We start from the raw sequence: 19,179 nt of genomic DNA on the forward strand, positions 1-19,179 counted from the left end.
TCTATCGCTACTCCTTAAGTGTATAACCTACACCCCGAACAGTAAGAATCAGTTTGGTTTTATAAGGGTAATCAATCTTATTCCTCAGATAGCGGACATAAACGTCAAGGATGTTGCTATCCCCGACAAAATCATAACCCCAAACATGTTCGATAATCTGGTCTCTGGTCAATACAAGCCCTTTGTTTTGCAGAAGATATTCCAGCAAGTCATACTCTGTTTTGGTTAGATCAATATGATTCCCTTGCTTTATGACCTCTCTCGTTAAAACGTTAATGCTGAGATCTGCAAGCCCCAACAATTTAAGTTCCCCGGTCTCAGCTTTCCCTCGTCTAAGACCGGCCCGGATTCTTGCCAATAATTCTTCCATTTCAAACGGTTTGGTCACATAATCATCTGCACCAAGATCCAGACCAATAACCTTATCTGTAATATCCCTTCTTGCTGTCAGCATAATAATTGGGATGCTGGACATTTTGCGTACTTTTCTGCAAACCTCCATGCCGCTGACTTCGGGTAACATTAAGTCCAGTAAAATTAGGCCATATTGACCATTTTGAAATTTTTCGAGTCCTTCTTTTCCGTCATAAGCTATATCATAGGTATATCCTTCATGCTTAAATTCCAGTTCCAGTACTCTCGTAATCCCTTTATCGTCCTCAACAATAAGAATATCCTTGCTTTTCAAATTTATCACCCCATTTGCAAAGGGATTAGGGCATATAATGTCCCAATCCCTTTTTTAGTTCATCTATTCATGTTAGGCACTAATATCATATATTATACTCTTTTTTACGCCTATTTTATACTTTTAATCCGCTACTTCGGCAGTGCCCTTTGCTTTCTCAACCTGAAAATTCAGTGGCTGATAACCTTTTGCATGGAGTTGTATATCAAATGTCAGCCCGTTAACGGAAGTTCCATACAACCCATTCATGTTTCCATTATAGTGTCCGGCTTCTTTAACCTGATTATCGAAATGAATCGTCTTCGTTTCTCCAGCATTCAAAGATAAACCATTCATGGTCTGATAATAGGATTCTTGTGTTTTGTCAACCTTATCCGTAATCGTATAATAGATGTCAAAGTTATTTAAAGTTGTATTTCCGGAGTTGGTCAGAGTAATTTCAAGATGATCAGCAGTCGCATTGTCCTCAACCCTAGCGTCTTTGATTTTTATAGGTAGTTGCGCCGCACTTGCCTCTTTTATTAAATTCTCAGTCCCCACAGGTGCTTTGTCTTCCTTGTCATTAACCCCATCACCGTCTGTATCAGCAACATATGGATTGGTTCCATATGTTTTCTCCACTGAATCTGGAATGCCATCTCCATTAGTATCCGTTGAACTTTTACCTGCGGCAGTCTGTGAGCTACTCGTGCTTGTACCTGAATTAGTAGCTTGATTAGAGTTATTTCCCGATGAGCAGCCTGCAAGCACAACAATTGAAAGCGAAATAATTAAGGCCGCTGCCAAGGTTGTTTTTTTTGTTTTACACGAAGTGATTTTATTATTCATTTTCATTACCCCCAAATTAATTTTTGTTTTTAGTTTAATTGATAATATTTTCACGCCTTAAAAAAGCAATATAGGTAAGTAGCCATACAGCTAAGCTTGGAGCCAGCAAGCCTAAAAGGTTAACCCATTTTAAGCCGACCACCTCCAATGGCGTATTGGCTTCGAACCCTGGCTTTACATTCAGGAGAGCGTAGCTTATCCTTTCATAGTGCTTTGTTGGCGACATTTCTTCAACTCCATCCCGGAGCGTTTCATAAAACTTAAATTGCTTAAGTACCTGATGCTCCTGATCCCTGGACATTCCCATCGAACTAAAAAAGCCTCCCGGTATTTGATTATCCATGTCCATTGTATCTCCAATCTGAGGGAGAACAAAGGACAATACCAGCCAAACAATCACTGTTATAAGCAGTGCCCGGCTCCCTTTCGTGGATACTGTGGCAATTCCCATGCTTAGTACAGTAAAGAACGTCATATATAGGAATGACATCCCGAAGAACAGCAATAGCCGAATCACGTCATAAGTCGTAAGGGCAACGCCTCCGATTGCTACTAAAGCTACAAAAGTAATGATTCCTGTCAAGACTGTAATTCCAGCCAATATGGCAAGGTTACCCAGAAGTTTCCCGTTCAAAAATGTATCTCTAAACACTCCCCTTGATAAAATTAACTTCATGGTTCCATTTTTATACTCCTTCGAAATGGCGGTATTGCCTAACACAATTGCCAGCAGCGCTCCGACCATTCCGATATAATTAACAAAACCCTTTGATGCAGAAATCGGATTGAGCTTCGGCATAGGAGGTAATTCAGCCTTACCAAGTGATTGCAGGAAGCTTATCGAGTTGTTGTAATTATCCATTGCGATTTTCACCTGGTATGAACCGAGGATTATCGATACAATGGTCAGTACCAGAAGCATGACAAGAATGCTGAGAAATAGTTTGTTTCTGAAAGCATCACTTATTTCTTTCTTCGCAATTTCAATGATCATTTCTCATTACCTCCTTCCATGCCTTTTGAATTGAAGCAGCGTAAAACCTGCTATCAGAATCAAAATACCAAGCATCCAGAGACCAATATTGGAACTGGTTTTTACAGTCACAGGGATGCTAATCTGGCCACTGCTCATTTCGTCGCTCATTGCTGTGAATTTAGCTGCAAAATTCCCTGCTACTTGTGAACTTGGTACATCAACTTTTATCGTCAAGGTACCGGTTTCTCCCGGCTTTAGGTTCATAACAGTCTCGGTCCCCTGGCTGACAAACCATTTATAGGGCAGTTCGGGTTTAATCTTAATGTTATTCAGATCCTTTGATCCGTTGTTTGTTACCGAAAGGGTAATTTCAGCTGACTTCCCGCTAAATACGTCAAATTTATCCAACATGCTTTTAACTGTAAGCATATGATCTTTGTTAATTATGATGGAAAGATTAATCACATTCTCTTTCCCATCGTCTCGGACCGCTTTTACGCTCAGCTTATCCTCATTTACTGATGACTCGCCTTTTAAGTTTATATTTAAATCGACTTGGCCGCTTGTACCTGCTGGCACTGTCAGGCTTTTTACCGCAGCCCCGTCGGTAGAAAAATACAACTCATAACTGTTTGCAGAATCTCCTGCAGTCAGGGTGTAACTATGTGATGCTGCATCAGCATTTCCTATGAACAGTGCTATTGCTTTGCTTGCTCCAGGTGACAAATTGCATCCGGTTAAAAATTCCCTGTCGCTCACATCTGCTGCAAATGCTGTCGATATGGAGAATGCGAGCACAATAATTAACATGCTCAAAAGCAGTATTGTTTTTTTCAAGCTCTTCATATTACTTCCTCCTTCTGAGCAGCTTTATAGGAAAGAAGCAGCATTGCCAACCCCGGCATCAAAATTTCAATAATGGCTCCTGTTTGTTTTAGCAGCAATTCCACAAGACCGATGTTTGATGTTTCAGGAATCACTTGAAGCAAGTCTTTCCCAATGCTCCGAAACTGTGCCGCAGGCGAAAACAGCTCTATCATTTTTGAAACAACTGTATCAGATGGAACCTGTGTTACAGTTTGTGCTGTCGCATTTAAAGCATAAGCAAAGCTCCTTTGGCTATCTGCAAGCTGAGGCAAAAGAAAAGAAATTGTAACCCATATAATCATCATCAGCATGAAACCAAACGCGCTGTCATTGGTCCTGATCGAAACATACATTGTTGCTGTATAAAAAACCATCATATAGACAAATGCAAGCAAAAAGAAGCTCAGCAGCCTTATAATCTCATTTATGCCAGGAGTCAGACCGGACACGAAAACAAACAGCACAAGATTAAAAATCAAAATGATACCTAGAAGAACACCTATAACCATTCCCCCGCCCAGTAGTTTGCCGGTTACGATCTGATCCCTATATACTGGTCTTACCGCAATTAATTTTAAAGTACCATTATTTCGCTCTCCGCTGAAGGATTCGAAACCAAGGAAAATTGCCACAACCGCTCCAATCATACTCACGTAGCTTACAATATTGCTTAAAACAGACAGCGGATAAATCGCCGGCGGTACAGGCAAACTTGTTGCCCCCTGGCTTTTTAGCAGCTGTACGATATCCTGATATGCCTGCAATTCTGCATTTTTCGTGCTGGAGCCTATATAGACCGAAATAACAGACAACAGAACGAACAAACCTGTCACAATTAAAAAAATATAATCCCGAAATGCCGTTTTCACTTCCTTTCGGGCTAGCGTCATGATGCCATTCATTTTTTTGCCCCCCCAATTTTAAAGTAGATCTCCTCAAGGGATTTTTCTTCGGGGAACTTATTTTCGATATTTTTTATTGAGTCGGCTAATAGCAGTCTCCCCTTGCTGATAATGCCTATATCCGAGCATAACTTCGTCACTTCTGACAAAAGATGTGTATTCATAAAAATCGTTGTTCCCCGTTCCTGATTCAACATGAGCAATATATCCCTTAGCTCTTTTGTTCCCTGTGGGTCAAGGCCGGATGTCGGTTCATCCAGAAACAAGATTTTAGGGTTGTGCAAAATTGCCTGGGCTATACCGATTCTTTGCCTCGTACCTTTAGAATAAGTTTTCACCTTCCTGTTTTTCCATTCGGTAAACTCAAGCAGCTTTAAGATATCCTCTATACGTGCATCCACATCCTTCACACCAGAAAGCTGACCAAAAAACTTCAGATTCTCCATTGCTGTAAGATCTCCATACAGGGTCACATTTTCCGGAAGATAACCTATCAGGTTTCTTACCTTTAGGTTATCTTTCACTATATCGTAACCACAGATGTTAGCTCTCCCCGATGTGGGTAAGACCAACGTTGTCAGCATTGATATCGTTGTTGTCTTTCCTGCTCCATTATGACCAAGAAATCCAAAAATTGAACCTTCCTTAACTTCTAAATTTAAGTGTTCAACTGCTGAAAAGCTGCCATATTTTTTCCCAAGATCTTTTGTTATCAGCATTGCTGCACCTCATTTCACTTTGAAAATATCTAATTGCATTTAGAGCATTAAATTTATTATCGAGATAACTATAAAGCAGTTATCCGAGAGCTCAATAATATCAAGCTGATATTTTTCTTAGTCTTCTCATTATTTTTCACCATCTGAATCAGTTATCATAATTTCCAACAGAACCTAATTTGTTAATTCTGTTTATAGCGCTTAGTCTAAAGATCCAATCTGAGAAATAAATTAGCTAAATCTGAGAAATTTCTAAGAATAGCTTAAAAATGCGATAAAAAAACAGGCGTATCTTTACTGTGAAAATACGCCTGCTCATTTTATTCAAAAACCCTATTCAGTTGCTTACGGGGGTTCAAATATCTTCGGAATATCGCAAAAAGCCGAATTTATAAAGTTAGATTACCTAATTTATTGGACCATTATATCCTAAGCTACTTTGGGTACTTTTTTTATTTCTCGCTTTCAATTTAAGTATCTTGTAAATCACTCCAAGCATTATAAACCAAACAGGTGTTACAAATAGGGCTACCCGGGTTTCCTTATTAAGTGCCAATACAACGATAATAAAAGCAATAAATGCTAAAATTATATAGTTAGCGATTGGGTAAAATGGCATTTTGAATTTGCTTTTAGCAGCAAGTTCAGGATTAAAATTACGATATTTTAGATGGCAGATGACCATAATTGCCCAAATGAAGATAAAGCAAAATGTTGATATACTTGTAATTAGTACAAATACTCCTTCTGGCATCATATAGTTCAAAATAACTGAAATCAATATGACAGTTGCGGAGAATATTGTTGCATTAGCAGGTACGTGATTTGAAGTTAATTTTTTCATTGATTCAGGTGCATTATTTTCTTTAGCAAGGGAGTAGACCATACGGCTTGTACTGAATATACCGCTGTTACACGCAGATGCGGCTGAAGTTAGTACAATGAAATTTACAATACTTGCTGCTGCTGCAATTCCCACTGCAGCAAATACCTGTACAAATGGGCTTTTATCTGGATTAATTGAATTCCATGGGTATATACTCATAATAACCAAAAGAGCGCCGATATAAAAAATAATAATTCTAATTGGAATATTATTAATAGCCTTTGGAATAACTTTTTCTGGATTTTCAGTCTCACCAGCAGTTAAACCAACTAATTCGATCCCGGTAAAAGCAAATACAACCATTTGGAAGGAAAGGATAAATCCACCAACTCCATTTGGAAACCAGCCTCCATGACTCCAAAGGTTGGTAAAGGATGATATACCAGCATCTGTAGAAAATCCTTTAATAATCATAAATATACCAATTATAATTAGTGATAAAATTGCCACAACTTTAATTAAAGCAAACCAAAATTCCATTTCACCAAATAACTTTACAGTAGTAAGATTCATAATTAGTAAAATTACAAGAACTATAAGGCTTGGAACCCATTGAGCAATATTTGGGGACCAGTATTGTATATAAAGTCCGGCAGCAGTTAAGTCAGCCATAGCTAGTGATATCCAACAGAACCAATAGGTCCATCCAGTAATAAATGCTGCTCTTTCTCCTAAATAATCATATACAAAGTCTACAAAGGAATGGTAGTTTGAATTAGAAAGCAATAGTTCTCCAAGGGCACGCATAATAAAAAAACAAATTATTCCTGTTATCATATACGCAAATAAAATAGATGGACCTGCCAAATGGATTGACCTACCGGAACCAAGGAATAACCCCGTACCAATTGCACCGCCAATTGCAAGTAATTGAACGTGCCGATTTTTTAGCCCTCTCGATAATTTCTGATTTTCTGATGATAATTGTTCCATTTTATCCCCCATCTTAAGCTAAAAGGCTAATATCAAAAATTTTATAAATTATATATTAATACAAACTAAATAAAGTTGCAACAAGAATAATTCAAGACCTTAACCACATCATAGCTTTTGCATACGTCAAAAGAACCAACCATTGCTTCAATGATTAGTTCTTAATACAATTTAACGATTTATCAAGGGTGGTTGTCAAGGATGCGGTCTCACCGGCAGCGTTTCAAGTACATTTAACAATCTTTGCCTTTCCTCAGCGAGTTCATTAGTTCGTTCCCGAACCCGAACCTCCAGAAGCTCACGGGCTTTTCTGGGCTTTTCTGGGCTTTCCTTCGGCTTTCGCCCGCTCTACCGCATCCCAGGTTCGCTCCGCGGTCTCCTGCAAAAAGTTTCGGGGACAAATGCTCCATGCCCAGTCTCTTTTTCCATTCGTTTGAAAAGCATATTTCGCCTTTTTCAAGGTCTTTTATATATGCACCTTCTGCAAAGCTGTCTATGATCTCGAGATATTCTTTCTCCTTGTTCTCCAACTCCTCGGCGCGGCAGCTCAGGGCAATTCTGTTTTTGCTTCTTCACAAAGGCCATTTATGTTGTCACTCTTTTGGTTATTATTCATACCATATTTGCCCCTTCACTCTACATATGAGGACAATATTCGGCTATTTGGCACGAAATACCTTTAGAAATAATGTCTAATAATGTCGACACGGTTTTTGTTTTTTTATTATCCCCACCAGAAAAATGATGCATTTTTATTATTAAGCGAATACAAAAAAGTTACACTGCGAAATGGCAGATACTCAGAAGATTTATAAAAACAAAAAGAATGTTTTTATAAAAATTTTATGCAAATATAAAAAAACAGACCATCTATCAGGTCTGTTTAAATGTGGTGGAGGTGAGGGGAGTCGAACCCCTGTCCGAAAGAAAACCCACAAAAGCTTCTCCGAGCGCAGTTTGTGTTTTAAGTTTCGCTTCCCAGACGGCCACAAACAGCCTGCTGGGTTGCTATCTCGATAAAATTCCTCTTTTTACCTCCGAGAATTGGTATCAGAGTATCCCACTAATTTGACACCCTAAATCCTCACCGCGGGAAAATGAGGCAGGATGTTAGCAGCATTAAGCTGCTAAAGCGTAATTATCGTTGTTGTTTAATTAATTTTTCCAACGTTTTTCGGGCTGATGGAACCCCGGCTCGCTACTTCTGCCAATTCATCCCCCGTCGAAATCCAGTACACCCCCATGATTTATGAAATTATCAAATAGCAACATTCTTTACCCTTCAATTGCTGATTTTACATGATTTTATGCCAATTGTCAACCGCTATAATTTTCTAGTTAACCAAGGTTTTGCTTAGTCCTTTTGTCTATCCTTAAGAGCTCGGTCCATATCCCGACGCGCATCCTTCGATGCCATATCCTGACGTTTATCGTAGAGCTTTTTGCCCTGGGCCAAAGCCAGTTCAACCTTCGCCTTTCCCTTGGAAAAATAGACCCTTAGAGGAACCAGGGTAAGTCCCTTTTCCCTGACCGTGCCATACAGCTTGTTGATTTCAAACTTATGCATGAGCAATTTCCGAGTACGTTTCGGATCATGATTAAAACGATTGCCCTGTTCATAAGGGCTGATGTGCATATTGTAGAGAAATGCTTCCCCATCTTCAATCCGGGCATAGGCATCGTTTAAATTGGCCTTGCCGCCACGCAATGACTTAACCTCCGTACCTTGGAGGGAAATCCCCGCTTCATAGGTTTCCAGAATATGAAAGTCATGTCTTGCTTTTCTATTATCAGTAACAACTTTGATTCCTTGTTTTTCTTTCATACGGCACCCCGAAAAACAAACCCTCACGCACAGATGAAACATTCTTCCAACCTGCCGAAAGGGTTTTCTCTCTCATTCATAATCATGTCAACTTGCTAAACATATTATATCATATGCCCAGTAAATGTCAAGATGGCTCCTCACAAGCCAATTCAAAATCGATGAACCTTTCCTCTACATTAACCCTGGCAACGGTAATGTGTATGGGATCGCCCAGCTTATATACTTTTCTGGTATGCCGGCCCATTAAAGTCAGTTCTTTTTCATAGAACTCATAGTAATCATCTGTCATGGTAGAAACATGAATCAAGCCTTCCACTGTGTTATCCAATTCCACAAAGATACCGAAGGCTGTTACTCCCGAAATGACACCATCAAAGGACTCTCCTACATGGCGTTCCATATATTCTACCTTCTTCATTTCCAGGGATTCCCGCTCCGCATCTTCGGCAATTTTTTCCCGGAAAGAAGATTGTTCTGCATATTCGTCCATACGCTTGCGCAACTTTTCCTTGCGCTGATCAGATAATTCCCCATGCTGGATATACTCTTTGATCACCCGATGGATTACCAGATCCGGATAACGTCTGATCGGTGAGGTAAAATGAGAATAATATTTTGAGGACAAGCCAAAATGTCCTAAGGCTTCGGCAGCATAGCGGGCATGGCGCATAGAGCGCAGCAGCACCGTACTGATCAGACGATCCTCCGGGCGTCCCTCCACTTTTTCAATAATATCCTGGTAAGCTTTGGGATGAACCTCATGAACCGATCCTTTAATATGGTAGCCAAATCGATGCAGGAATTCGTTTACTTCCTCCAGTTTATCCGGATCAGGAGATTCGTGGACACGATAAAGGAAGGGGGCTTTGCGCCAATAATATTCCTCCGCTACGGTTTCGTTGGCGGCGATCATAAACTCTTCAATAATTTTTTCCCCTACATCAGAAGTCCTTTTGACAATAGCTGCCGGTTTCCCTTCCTCATCAAGGATTACCTTGGCTTCAGGAAATTCAAAATTAATTGCTCCGCGCAGCAGACGTTTTTGTTGCAAAGTATACATGAGCACAGACATATCTTTAAACATGGGGACAAAATCCCGGTACCTTTCGATCAAATCAGGATCATTTTCCTTGAGAATTTTGTTCACATCGGTATAAGTCATGCGTTCATTGACATTGATCACGGCAGGAGTGATATCATGGGACAGAACCTCTCCCTGTTCATTGATCTCCATAAAACAGGTCATGGCCAAGCGATCCACACCGGCATTTAAGCTGCAGATATCATTGGAAAGCTGTCTGGGCAGCATGGGAATCACCCTGTCCACCATATAGACACTGGTTCCCCGGGCAAAAGCTTCCCGATCCAGGGCGTTGTTTTCTTGCACATAATGGCCTACGTCAGCAATGTGCACGCCCAGATACCAATGACCATTTTCCATTCTTTCCAGGGAAACGGCATCGTCCAAATCTTTAGCATCCTCACCGTCAATGGTAACCATGGGCAATAGACGCAAATCCCGACGTCCCTGATAATCTTCTTCCCGGATCACAGCGATTTTTTCCGCCTGTTTTAAAACATGCTCCGGAAACTCCTCCGGCAGCTGGAATTTCTTAATAATGGATAAAACGTCAATTCCCGGATCCCCGGCCCGGCCGAATATTTCCACCACCGCTCCTTCGGCATTTCTTCTCGCCTCCGGCCATTTGGTAATCTCAACTACCACCTTATCTCCATCCTTGGCTCCATTGAAACTATCTTTAGCGATAAAAATATCCTGGGCTAAGCGTTGCTCATCAGGAAGAACAAAGGCATACCGCCCTGCATCCTCAAATCGCCCCACCACCCGTTGATTGGCTCTTTCCAGAATACGGATGATTTCACCTTCCTGACGGGCCCCTTCCCCCTGTTGCTTCAACTGGCGCACCATAATACGGTCATTATGCATTGCACCATTGGTATTATCCGCGCCGATAAAAATATCACTTAATTCCCGATCATCAGGAATCAGAAAACCAAAGCCTTTGGAATGAGCCTGGAAACGACCTGCGGTCAGCCCCATTTTATCCGGCAGTCCATATTTATTTTTTCGCGTTAAGACAATTAAGCCTTTGCTTTCCATATTACGAAGCAGCATCAGAAAATCTTTCACATCCTGTATCTGAAGCGCCTCAATCAATTCCGCCGCATTCAGCGGTTTATAAGTGCTTTCCCGCATATAGGACAGTAATTCCTGTTCATTCATGATATTATCTCCTCCTGGATAATCTCCAGAACTTCTGTTTTTTCTAAGGCTTCCCGGATCAGTGCTTCAACATCCAATTTTTCTTCCATCATGATGGCCTCTTCTAAACGGGGACGAATCTTGGGATAATCCGGCAAGAAAATGGTGCAGCAATCTTCATAAGGACGAATGGAAATGTCGAAGGCCTTGATGCTTTGAGAAATCTTGATAATCTCTTCCTTATCCATCCCTACCAGGGGCTGGAGCACCGGCATATTGGTAACCTGATTAATAGTATACATACTCTCCAGGGTTTGACTGGCCACCTGCCCAACACTCTCACCAGTATAGATGGCAAAGGCTTTGTTTTCGGCGGCAATCCGTTCCGCCAAGCGAAACATCATCCGACGCATAATGGTGATACCATATTCCTCCCGGCAGTTCTGGCGAATCGCCTTTTGAATTTCCGTAAAATGAACCACATGGAGACGAATCTTGCCGCCCCAAAGGGCTAAAACCTGACAAAGATCAATTACCTTTTGCTTCGCCCGTTCACTGGTAAACGGAAAGCTATGAAAATGGACCGCTTCGATAGTGACACCTCTTTTCATTGCCATCCAGCCGGCGACAGGGCTGTCGATCCCTCCGGACAGCATCAGCACAGCCCGGCCGCTGGAACCCACCGGCAACCCTTTGGCACAGGGAATCACCTGACCGTAAACAAATGCTCCTTCGCTGCGAATCTCCACTTGGATGGTATGTTCCGGATGGTGCATTTCCGCTTGATAGATATCGGGACTATGAGCAAAAAGATAGGATCCCACCGCCTTACTGATTTCCGGAGAAAGCATGGGAAAAGTTTTATCCGGTCTCCGGGTCTCCACCTTGAAAGATCCACCTTGGGGCAGGGCATCATGAAGGACTTTTAAAGCAGCTTCCTGAATGGCGGACAAATTCTTCTCCACCTTGATCACCGGACTCACGGAATAAATGCCAAATACTTGCTGCAATCTTTCGATGGTCTGATCCAAATCATCCCGCACCGGTACCCAGATCCTCCCCCAGGTAGAGATTACTTCCCGGGGTGCCAAGCCTTTGATCCCCCTTTTAATATTTAAGACCAAGCGATTAATAAACTGAGATTTATTTTTCCCTTTCAAACCCAATTCCCCATAACGCACCAAAATCAATTCGTACATAGGTTACCTCCCCTATTTCTCTACTCTCTATGTGCAAATAGCAGTTTGAAACAAAGAACCGTCCCCTGTTCTACCCCCTGCCGGTAAGCTGCTGTAGTTCCCGCACTGCTTTTCCCACACTCTCCGCCACCGGCACTACTTCTTCCAATTCATTCATATAGGAAAAACTGAAACGAATCGAACCTTCCATCTCTTCATCCGTCAGGTGCATCGCGGTGAGCACATGGCTCAGTTTTCCCTTACGGGCAGAACAGGCTGAACCGGATGAAACATAGATCCCGTCTTGCTCCAGATAATGGAGGAGAACCTCACTTTTGATTCCGGGAAAAGAGATATTCAAAATATGAGGCGCCCCAGTATCATCAAAATTACTATTGATCTTACAATCCGGAACCTGCTCCTTGATTCTTGACGCCAAGGTTTCCCGGATGGCCGCCATCTTTTTCACATGTTCTTCCCGATCTTTCATAGCCAGTTCCACAGCCTTACCCAGTCCCACGATGCCCGGGACATTTTCCGTACCCGATCTCATTCTTTTTTCCTGCCCGCCGCCTTCAACCAAGGCCTTGATCCGGGTTCCTTTGCGCAGATACAATAAGCCGCTCCCTTTGGATCCATGAAGTTTATGCCCGCTGACAGATAGCATATCGATGCCCCATTTATCGGGAAAGACCGGCAGTTTACCGAAGGATTGCACCGTATCTACATGATAATAGACTTTTTTATGATAATCTTTTAAAATCTTCCCCACTTCTTGAATGGGCTGTATGGCGCCAGATTCATTATTGACATGCATCAGACTGACCAGCAGGGTATCATGACAAAGGAGTTCTTTTAACTCTTCGGTATCGACAACACCGTTTTCCTGCACATGCAGAAAACTAACCCGGAAACCCAGCTCCTCCATATGATCATAAACATTTAGCACGGAAGGATGCTCTACATTGGAGGTAATGATATGATTGCCCCGGCTTTTATTAGCATGGCAAATGCCTTTGATGGCCATATTGTTACTTTCCGTGCCCCCGGAAGTAAAATAAATTTCCTCCGGATGCACTTCCAAAGCGGCGGCCAGGATTTTACGGGCATGATTCACGCCCTGTTCTGCTTGAATCCCTTTTTTGTGCAAAGAAGAGGGATTGCCAAAATTACGGTTCATTGTTTCGTGCATTAGGTCTGCCACCTCCTGATGAACCGGGGTGGTGGCACTATTATCAAAATAGATTTCTCTCTCCATCACATACACTCCATCTGTCCATTTCTTTTAGTAATATTTTACCCCATTCATTCATGGACGTATTCACAGAATCATAAGTTATGATCCTTTTGCTTTTTAGCTTGGTTTTTTCGCTTCCATTACCTTCGCTGAAGCCTCTGCTGCCACAGTCCCATCATCCAAAATTGCTTGAGCTTCCATCTCATATAAACGCCCTTTTTGCCGTACCAAACGACTTCTGAAAGTTACCGGACGACCGATGGGAATCCCCTTCCGATAGCGCACATTCAAAGAAGCGGTAAAGGCAACAATACCCTGGGACAAAACGTATCGTGCCGTCACCTCATCTAAAATGGTCGCTGTAATTCCGCCATGTATAATTCCCGGATACCCTTGATGTTCCTCCTTTGGTGTAAAAACAGTGGTATATTCCCCATGATTATCAAAAAATTCCAATTTTAAACCAATGGGGTTCTTTTTACCGCAGGCAAAACACATCTTATCCATTTGATCCATCAGCAAACAACTCCCTTAATGTCAAAAAAGTGTTGGATGCAATCCCAACACTTTTAGTGACTTAAATTTTAGAGGAACATCGGTGCGAACACCAGGGAAATAACCGTCATTAATTTGATCAGGATGTTTAAGGACGGTCCGGAAGTATCCTTAAAGGGGTCACCTACGGTATCCCCATTGACCGCAGCTGCATGAGCTTCGGAGCCTTTTCCGCCATGATGTCCTTCTTCAATATATTTCTTGGCGTTGTCCCAGGCACCCCCGGAGTTAGCCATGAAAATGGCCAGTAAGAACCCGGTGACTAAGGTACCGGCTAAAACTCCACCCAGAGCTTCTTTACCCAACCCAGGCATTAACCCGACAGCAACCGGCACAACTACAGCAATTAAACTGGGAATAATCATTTCACGTAATGCGGCAGTGGTAGAAATATCCACACAACGAGCATAATCCGGTTTGGCTGTGCCTTCCATCAAACCAGTGATTTCTCTAAACTGACGGCGCACTTCTGCGATCATATAACCGGCAGCTCGTCCAACTGCATTCATCGTTAAAGCACAGAAAAGGAAGGGCAGCATCCCGCCGATAAATAATCCGACAACAACCTTGGGATCTAAAATATTAATCATTTGCAAATGCACAGCCTGAGAATAAGCAGTGAAGAGAGCCAATGCTGTTAAAGTAGCAGAACCGATGGCAAAGCCTTTTCCAATGGCTGCAGTGGTATTACCCACAGAGTCCAGTTTGTCGGTGATTTCTCTTACCTTGGGATCCAAATGAGCCATTTCGGCAATCCCGCCGGCATTATCAGAAACAGGACCATAAGCATCCACAGCCACAATAATCCCGGTAGTGGACAACATCCCAATGGCCGACATGGCAATCCCATAAAGACCGCCAAATTGAAAGGCTACGATAATGGCAATGGCAATGACAATGATGGGAAACATGGTGCTCAGCATCCCAGTGGCAATCCCGGAAATAATATTGGTTGCTGTTCCTGTTTCACAGGATTTAGCAATATCCTTAACGGGCTGGTAATCGGCAGAAGTATAGTACTCCGTAATTTTCCCAATGAGAGTACCTGCAACTAAACCGGCAATACTGGCCCAGAAAACCCCCGTGTTGGTATAGGTGGCTTCAACACCAAAGGAAACAACGGTAAATGAGTCCGGAAGAATCATCACACAAGCAAAATATGTACCTACAATTGCCAAGAGACTGGCGGTCATAGTCCCCATATTTAACGCCTTTTGAGGATTTTTCCCCTCACCGGTGCGTACAAATAGCATGCCAATAATCGAGGCAATGATTCCGGCTGCAGCTACTAATACCGGAGCTAATACCCCTTCTCCATTGCTGCCAATGCTTAAAGAGGCACCTAAAGCAAGAGCTGCAATGATAGAACCTACATAGGATTCAAAAAGGTCGGAGCCCATCCCGGCCACGTCCCCTACGTTATCCCCCACGTTATCGGCAATAACTGCGGGATTGCGAGGATCGTCTTCAGGAATCCCTGCTTCTACCTTACCAACCAAGTCTGCACCTACGTCAGCCGCTTTGGTATAAATCCCGCCGCCGACACGGCCGAATAAAGCTACGGAAGAAGCGCCTAAAGCAAAACCGTTAATAATAGCAAACTGCCCTGGGAATAAAAAGATAACAATACCTAATCCAATAAGGCCCAAACCAACAACCGACATTCCCATGACGGCTCCGCCGGAAAAAGCAATATCTAAAGCTTTGTTCATACCCTTGGTCATCGCAGCATTAGTGGTGCGTACATTGGCTTTGGTGGCCACCCGCATCCCGATATTACCGGCCAATATGGAACAAACCGCCCCGATGACAAAGGGAATCGCGGTGGCAGGATGCATGCTTTCCGGCCCGCTGGTTGCAAAACCAACAATTGCAATAATTGCAGCCAAAGCAATGACAAAAACAACTAAAACACGATACTCCCTGTTAAGAAAAGCCATCGCCCCTTCATGAATAGCATGGGCGATTTCCTGCATACGGGCATTACCCGGTTCCATCTTGTTAATCTTCGCAGCAAGATAGTAAGCAAATAATAACGCAATGACTCCCGTAATGGGAGCAGCAAAATACAACGTTTCCATTACTAAATTTATACCCCCCAAATTTTTAAAAAGCTATTGAGATCATAAGTGTGATAACCAGGAAACCTATCGCAAGATAAGCAGTAATTTTGGATAATAGTTCATCCATCCCTTTCTTCTTGCCAAAAAAGGTTTCCGCCCCCCCGGCGATCGCTCCTGACATACCGGCGCTTTTTCCAGATTGCAAAAGTACAGTTGCAATCAGACCTAAAGAAACCAATACCTGTATAACCATCAAGAACGTTTTCAACATTTTTCACCCCCATCTCAAAAAATATCAATTCATTGTAACATAAATCTTATTATGTTACAACCAAATGCTTTTTTCTTATATCAATTTAGATGATGCGGTAAAAAAAATCAATCCGGAGAGGCTGCCTGTGTTTTAATTACCTAAATTATAAAAAGCTTCCCGTCCGGCGTAGGAGGCGGTTTCATCCAATTCCTCTTCTATTCTGATCAACTGGTTGTATTTTGCTACTCGATCAGTACGGGATGGAGCACCGGTTTTAATTTGTCCTGCATTGGTTGCTACCACCAAATCCGCAATGGTGGTATCCTCAGTCTCACCTGAACGATGCGATACCACAGCGGTAAAACCGGCTCTTTTTGCCATCTCAATACAATCCAGGGTTTCTGTTAAGGTTCCGATTTGATTGACCTTGATTAATACAGCATTGGAGGCCTTGGTTTGAATCCCTTTCACCAGTCTTTCCGTGTTTGTCACATAAAGGTCATCTCCAACAATTTGTACTTTTTGACCGATGGTTTGGGTTAACTTAGCCCACCCTTCCCAATCATCTTCCGCCAAGCCGTCTTCAATGGAAATAACAGGATATTTCTCTGCCAGTTGAGCATAAAAATCGATCATTTCCTCCGTAGTTTTGACCAATCCTTCTCCCTGGAGATGATACTTTCCATCCTGATAAAGTTCTGTTGCCGCCACATCAAGGGCCAGCATCACATCTTTTCCCGGTTCATATCCGGCAGCTTTAATAGCTTCTACAATCACGGCCAAGGCTTCTTCATTGGATTTTAAACTGGGCGCAAAGCCACCCTCGTCTCCCACAGCAGTATTATATCCCTTTCCTTGCAGCACCTTCCTTAAATGATGAAAAATCTCCGCGCCCATACGCAAAGCAGAGGCAAAGCTGGCTGCCCCCACGGGCATCACCATAAATTCCTGGATGTCCACGTTATTGTCGGCATGTTTTCCTCCGTTTAAAATATTCATCATGGGCACTGGCAGTTCCTTGGCATTTACCCCCCCTAAATAACGATATAAGGGAAGTTCCAAATAATTGGCGGCAGCTCGGGCACAAGCCAAAGATACTCCCAAAATAGCATTGGCCCCCAGTTTCCCTTTATTGGGCGTTCCATCTAATTCTAAAAGCACCTTATCAATTTGAGTCTGGCCGAAAACGCTTAAACCAATGATTTCAGGCGCGATGATGGTATGGACATTGGTCACAGCTTCTAATACGCCCTTACCTAAATACCGGGTTTGATCTCCATCCCTTAATTCCACTGCTTCATAAGCACCTGTAGACGCGCCTGATGGGACAGCTGCCCGTCCCATGGTGCCGTCTTCCAAATAAATCTCTACCTCTACTGTGGGATTTCCCCGAGAATCCAGAATCTCTCTGGCATTAACATCCGTAATCATCGACATGCTATTCCCTCCATTTTTATGGTTCTTCTTACTTTTTTTGCAATTATTTTAATAAACTTTTCCCTGTCATTTCTTCCGGCTGCCGAATTCCTAACAATTCCAGCATGGTCGGTGCAATATCTGACAAGGCACCCTTCTCCTTAAGTTCCAGACCAATCAGTTCATCGTCCACAAGAATGAACGGTACCTCATCTGAGGTGTGGGCTGTTTGAGGACCTCCCGTATTAATATCAATCATGGCTTCCGCATTGCCATGGTCAGCAGTAATGAGCAGCCTGCCCCCTTGATTTCGTACTGCTTCCACTACCTTTCCCAGACAAACATCCACCGTTTCTACCGCCTTCACAGTGGCATCCATCATGCCTGTATGTCCTACCATATCAGGATTGGCATAGTTGATTATGATGACATCGTAGATGCCGCTTTTTATTTTTTCCACTACTTTTTCCGTAACTTCGTACGCACTCATTTCAGGCTTTAAGTCATAGGTGGCTATATGAGGAGAAGGAATCAATATCCGGTCTTCTCCCGGATTGGCCTCCTCTACCCCTCCGTTAAAAAAGAAGGTCACATGGGCATATTTTTCTGTTTCCGCGATGCGCAATTGTTTTAATCCTTCTTCAGCCAATACCTGCCCCAAGGTATGGTCTAAGTTTTGAGGCGGGAAAACTACCGGCACCTGAAATTCATGATGATACTGGGTCATACATACATAGTGCACCTGGGGGGGATTAGTTCCCCGATCAAAGGCGCTGAATTCCGGTTCAATAAATGCCCGGGTAATTTCCCGGGCCCGATCCGCGCGGAAATTATAAAAAATCACCGTATCCCCGGATTGAATCCTGCCCTTGGGCCGGCCTTGCTCATCCACAAACACCACAGGCTCGACAAATTCATCATTGACTCTTTGTTCATATGATTGTTCCAGAGCAGCTTGAGGGGAAACAGCCCTTATCCCTTCTCCATAAACCATCGCTTGGTAAGCCTTGGCTACCCGATCCCATCTCTGATCCCGATCCATGGCATAAAACCGGCCCATCATGGTAGCAATGGTCCCGACACCTAATGCTGCCATTTTTTCTTGGATCTCTGCAAGATATTCCTTGCCGCTTGTCGGAGACACATCCCGGCCGTCTAAGAAGCAATGGAGATAAACCTCTTTCACCCCAAGTTCCGCTGCCATTTCCAGAATTGCTATCAGGTGATTAATGTGACTATGTACCCCGCCATCAGAAAGCAGACCCATCAAATGCACCCGTGAGCCCCTTTCTTGAGCCATATGAAAGGCTTCCAAGAGAACGTGGTTCTCCCGGAAGCTTTGATCTCGAATGGCGCGATGAATCCTGGTTAATTCCTGAAAGACGACCCGTCCGGCACCAATGGTCAAATGGCCAACTTCTGAGTTGCCCATTTGACCCTCAGGTAAGCCTACTGCTTCTCCGGAAGCCTTGAGAAGTGTATGGGGATAAGTACTCAGGAGGTGCTGATAATTGGGCAGCCAGGCACACATAATAGCGTTGCCCTCTACTTGCTCGCAGCTCCCCCAGCCGTCCAGGATCATAAGTATTAATGGTTTTTTCTTTGTGAACACGAAGTTTCCCCCAT

17 protein-coding genes and 1 other RNA gene are annotated in these 19,179 nt (G+C 43.0%); all 18 read right to left on the reverse strand.

The features are described 5' to 3' along the window. Positions 1-7: 7 nt before the first annotated feature. Positions 8-688, reverse strand: coding sequence for a response regulator transcription factor (locus CEQ75_RS01715; protein WP_089608808.1), 681 nt, complete (start codon positions 686-688; stop codon positions 8-10). A 123-nt stretch (positions 689-811) separates the two neighbouring features. Then, complete coding sequence (locus tag CEQ75_RS01720) at positions 812-1,516, reverse strand: thrombospondin type 3 repeat-containing protein (protein ID WP_089608809.1); 705 nt, start codon at positions 1,514-1,516, stop codon at positions 812-814. A 34-nt stretch (positions 1,517-1,550) separates the two neighbouring features. Then, complete coding sequence (locus CEQ75_RS01725; RefSeq protein WP_089608810.1) at positions 1,551-2,510, reverse strand: ABC transporter permease; 960 nt, start codon at positions 2,508-2,510, stop codon at positions 1,551-1,553. A 6-nt stretch (positions 2,511-2,516) separates the two neighbouring features. Beyond that, positions 2,517-3,338, reverse strand: a complete 822-nt coding sequence (locus tag CEQ75_RS01730; protein WP_089608811.1) for a COG1470 family protein — start codon at positions 3,336-3,338, stop codon at positions 2,517-2,519. After that, positions 3,335-4,261, reverse strand: a complete 927-nt coding sequence (locus CEQ75_RS01735; RefSeq protein ID WP_089608812.1) for an ABC transporter permease — start codon at positions 4,259-4,261, stop codon at positions 3,335-3,337. Before CEQ75_RS01735 ends, CEQ75_RS01730 begins: the two co-directional genes overlap by 4 nt. Further along, positions 4,258-4,980: an ABC transporter ATP-binding protein gene (locus tag CEQ75_RS01740; protein ID WP_089608813.1), complete on the reverse strand. Its 723-nt coding sequence runs from the start codon at positions 4,978-4,980 to the stop codon at positions 4,258-4,260. The genes CEQ75_RS01735 and CEQ75_RS01740 overlap by 4 nt, the downstream gene beginning before the upstream one ends. Positions 4,981-5,386: 406 nt before the next feature. Continuing rightward, positions 5,387-6,799: an amino acid permease gene (locus tag CEQ75_RS01745; RefSeq protein ID WP_089608814.1), complete on the reverse strand. Its 1,413-nt coding sequence runs from the start codon at positions 6,797-6,799 to the stop codon at positions 5,387-5,389. A gap of 233 nt (positions 6,800-7,032) precedes the next feature. Then, entirely contained in the window at positions 7,033-7,329 is a 297-nt protein-coding gene (locus tag CEQ75_RS01750) for a hypothetical protein (protein ID WP_089608815.1), read from the reverse strand. A gap of 360 nt (positions 7,330-7,689) precedes the next feature. Next, positions 7,690-8,041: a transfer-messenger RNA gene (gene ssrA, locus CEQ75_RS01755) on the reverse strand. A gap of 112 nt (positions 8,042-8,153) precedes the next feature. Then, on the reverse strand, positions 8,154-8,624 hold the full coding sequence (smpB, locus tag CEQ75_RS01760; protein ID WP_089608816.1) for an SsrA-binding protein SmpB: 471 nt from the start codon (positions 8,622-8,624) through the stop codon (positions 8,154-8,156). A 127-nt stretch (positions 8,625-8,751) separates the two neighbouring features. Next, positions 8,752-10,872 carry a ribonuclease R gene (gene rnr / locus CEQ75_RS01765; RefSeq protein ID WP_089608817.1) on the reverse strand — a complete coding sequence of 707 codons (2,121 nt, stop codon included), beginning with the start codon at positions 10,870-10,872 and terminating at the stop codon, positions 8,752-8,754. Further along, on the reverse strand, positions 10,869-12,050 hold the full coding sequence (gene thiI / locus CEQ75_RS01770; protein WP_089608818.1) for a tRNA uracil 4-sulfurtransferase ThiI: 1,182 nt from the start codon (positions 12,048-12,050) through the stop codon (positions 10,869-10,871). The genes rnr and thiI overlap by 4 nt, the downstream gene beginning before the upstream one ends. 70 nt (positions 12,051-12,120) lie before the next feature. After that, a complete protein-coding gene (locus tag CEQ75_RS01775; RefSeq protein WP_089608819.1) occupies positions 12,121-13,287 on the reverse strand; it encodes a cysteine desulfurase family protein in 1,167 nt (388 codons plus the stop codon). 96 nt (positions 13,288-13,383) lie between these two features. Next, on the reverse strand, positions 13,384-13,782 hold the full coding sequence (locus CEQ75_RS01780) for a PaaI family thioesterase (RefSeq protein ID WP_089608820.1): 399 nt from the start codon (positions 13,780-13,782) through the stop codon (positions 13,384-13,386). A gap of 68 nt (positions 13,783-13,850) precedes the next feature. Then, on the reverse strand, positions 13,851-15,902 hold the full coding sequence (locus CEQ75_RS01785) for a sodium-translocating pyrophosphatase (protein ID WP_089608821.1): 2,052 nt from the start codon (positions 15,900-15,902) through the stop codon (positions 13,851-13,853). Between the two features lie 25 nt (positions 15,903-15,927). Beyond that, the gene (gene secG / locus CEQ75_RS01790; RefSeq protein WP_089608822.1) at positions 15,928-16,155 is read right to left on the reverse strand and encodes a preprotein translocase subunit SecG; all 228 of its coding nucleotides are present in this window, start codon (positions 16,153-16,155) and stop codon (positions 15,928-15,930) included. Between the two features lie 132 nt (positions 16,156-16,287). After that, positions 16,288-17,574, reverse strand: coding sequence for a phosphopyruvate hydratase (eno, locus tag CEQ75_RS01795; protein ID WP_089608823.1), 1,287 nt, complete (start codon positions 17,572-17,574; stop codon positions 16,288-16,290). 43 nt (positions 17,575-17,617) lie between these two features. Further along, entirely contained in the window at positions 17,618-19,165 is a 1,548-nt protein-coding gene (gpmI, locus tag CEQ75_RS01800; protein ID WP_089608824.1) for a 2,3-bisphosphoglycerate-independent phosphoglycerate mutase, read from the reverse strand. Between the last annotated feature and the right edge of the window lie 14 nt (positions 19,166-19,179).

Source organism: Dehalobacterium formicoaceticum, assembly GCF_002224645.1.
GTDB classification, from domain to species: domain Bacteria; phylum Bacillota; class Dehalobacteriia; order Dehalobacteriales; family Dehalobacteriaceae; genus Dehalobacterium; species Dehalobacterium formicoaceticum.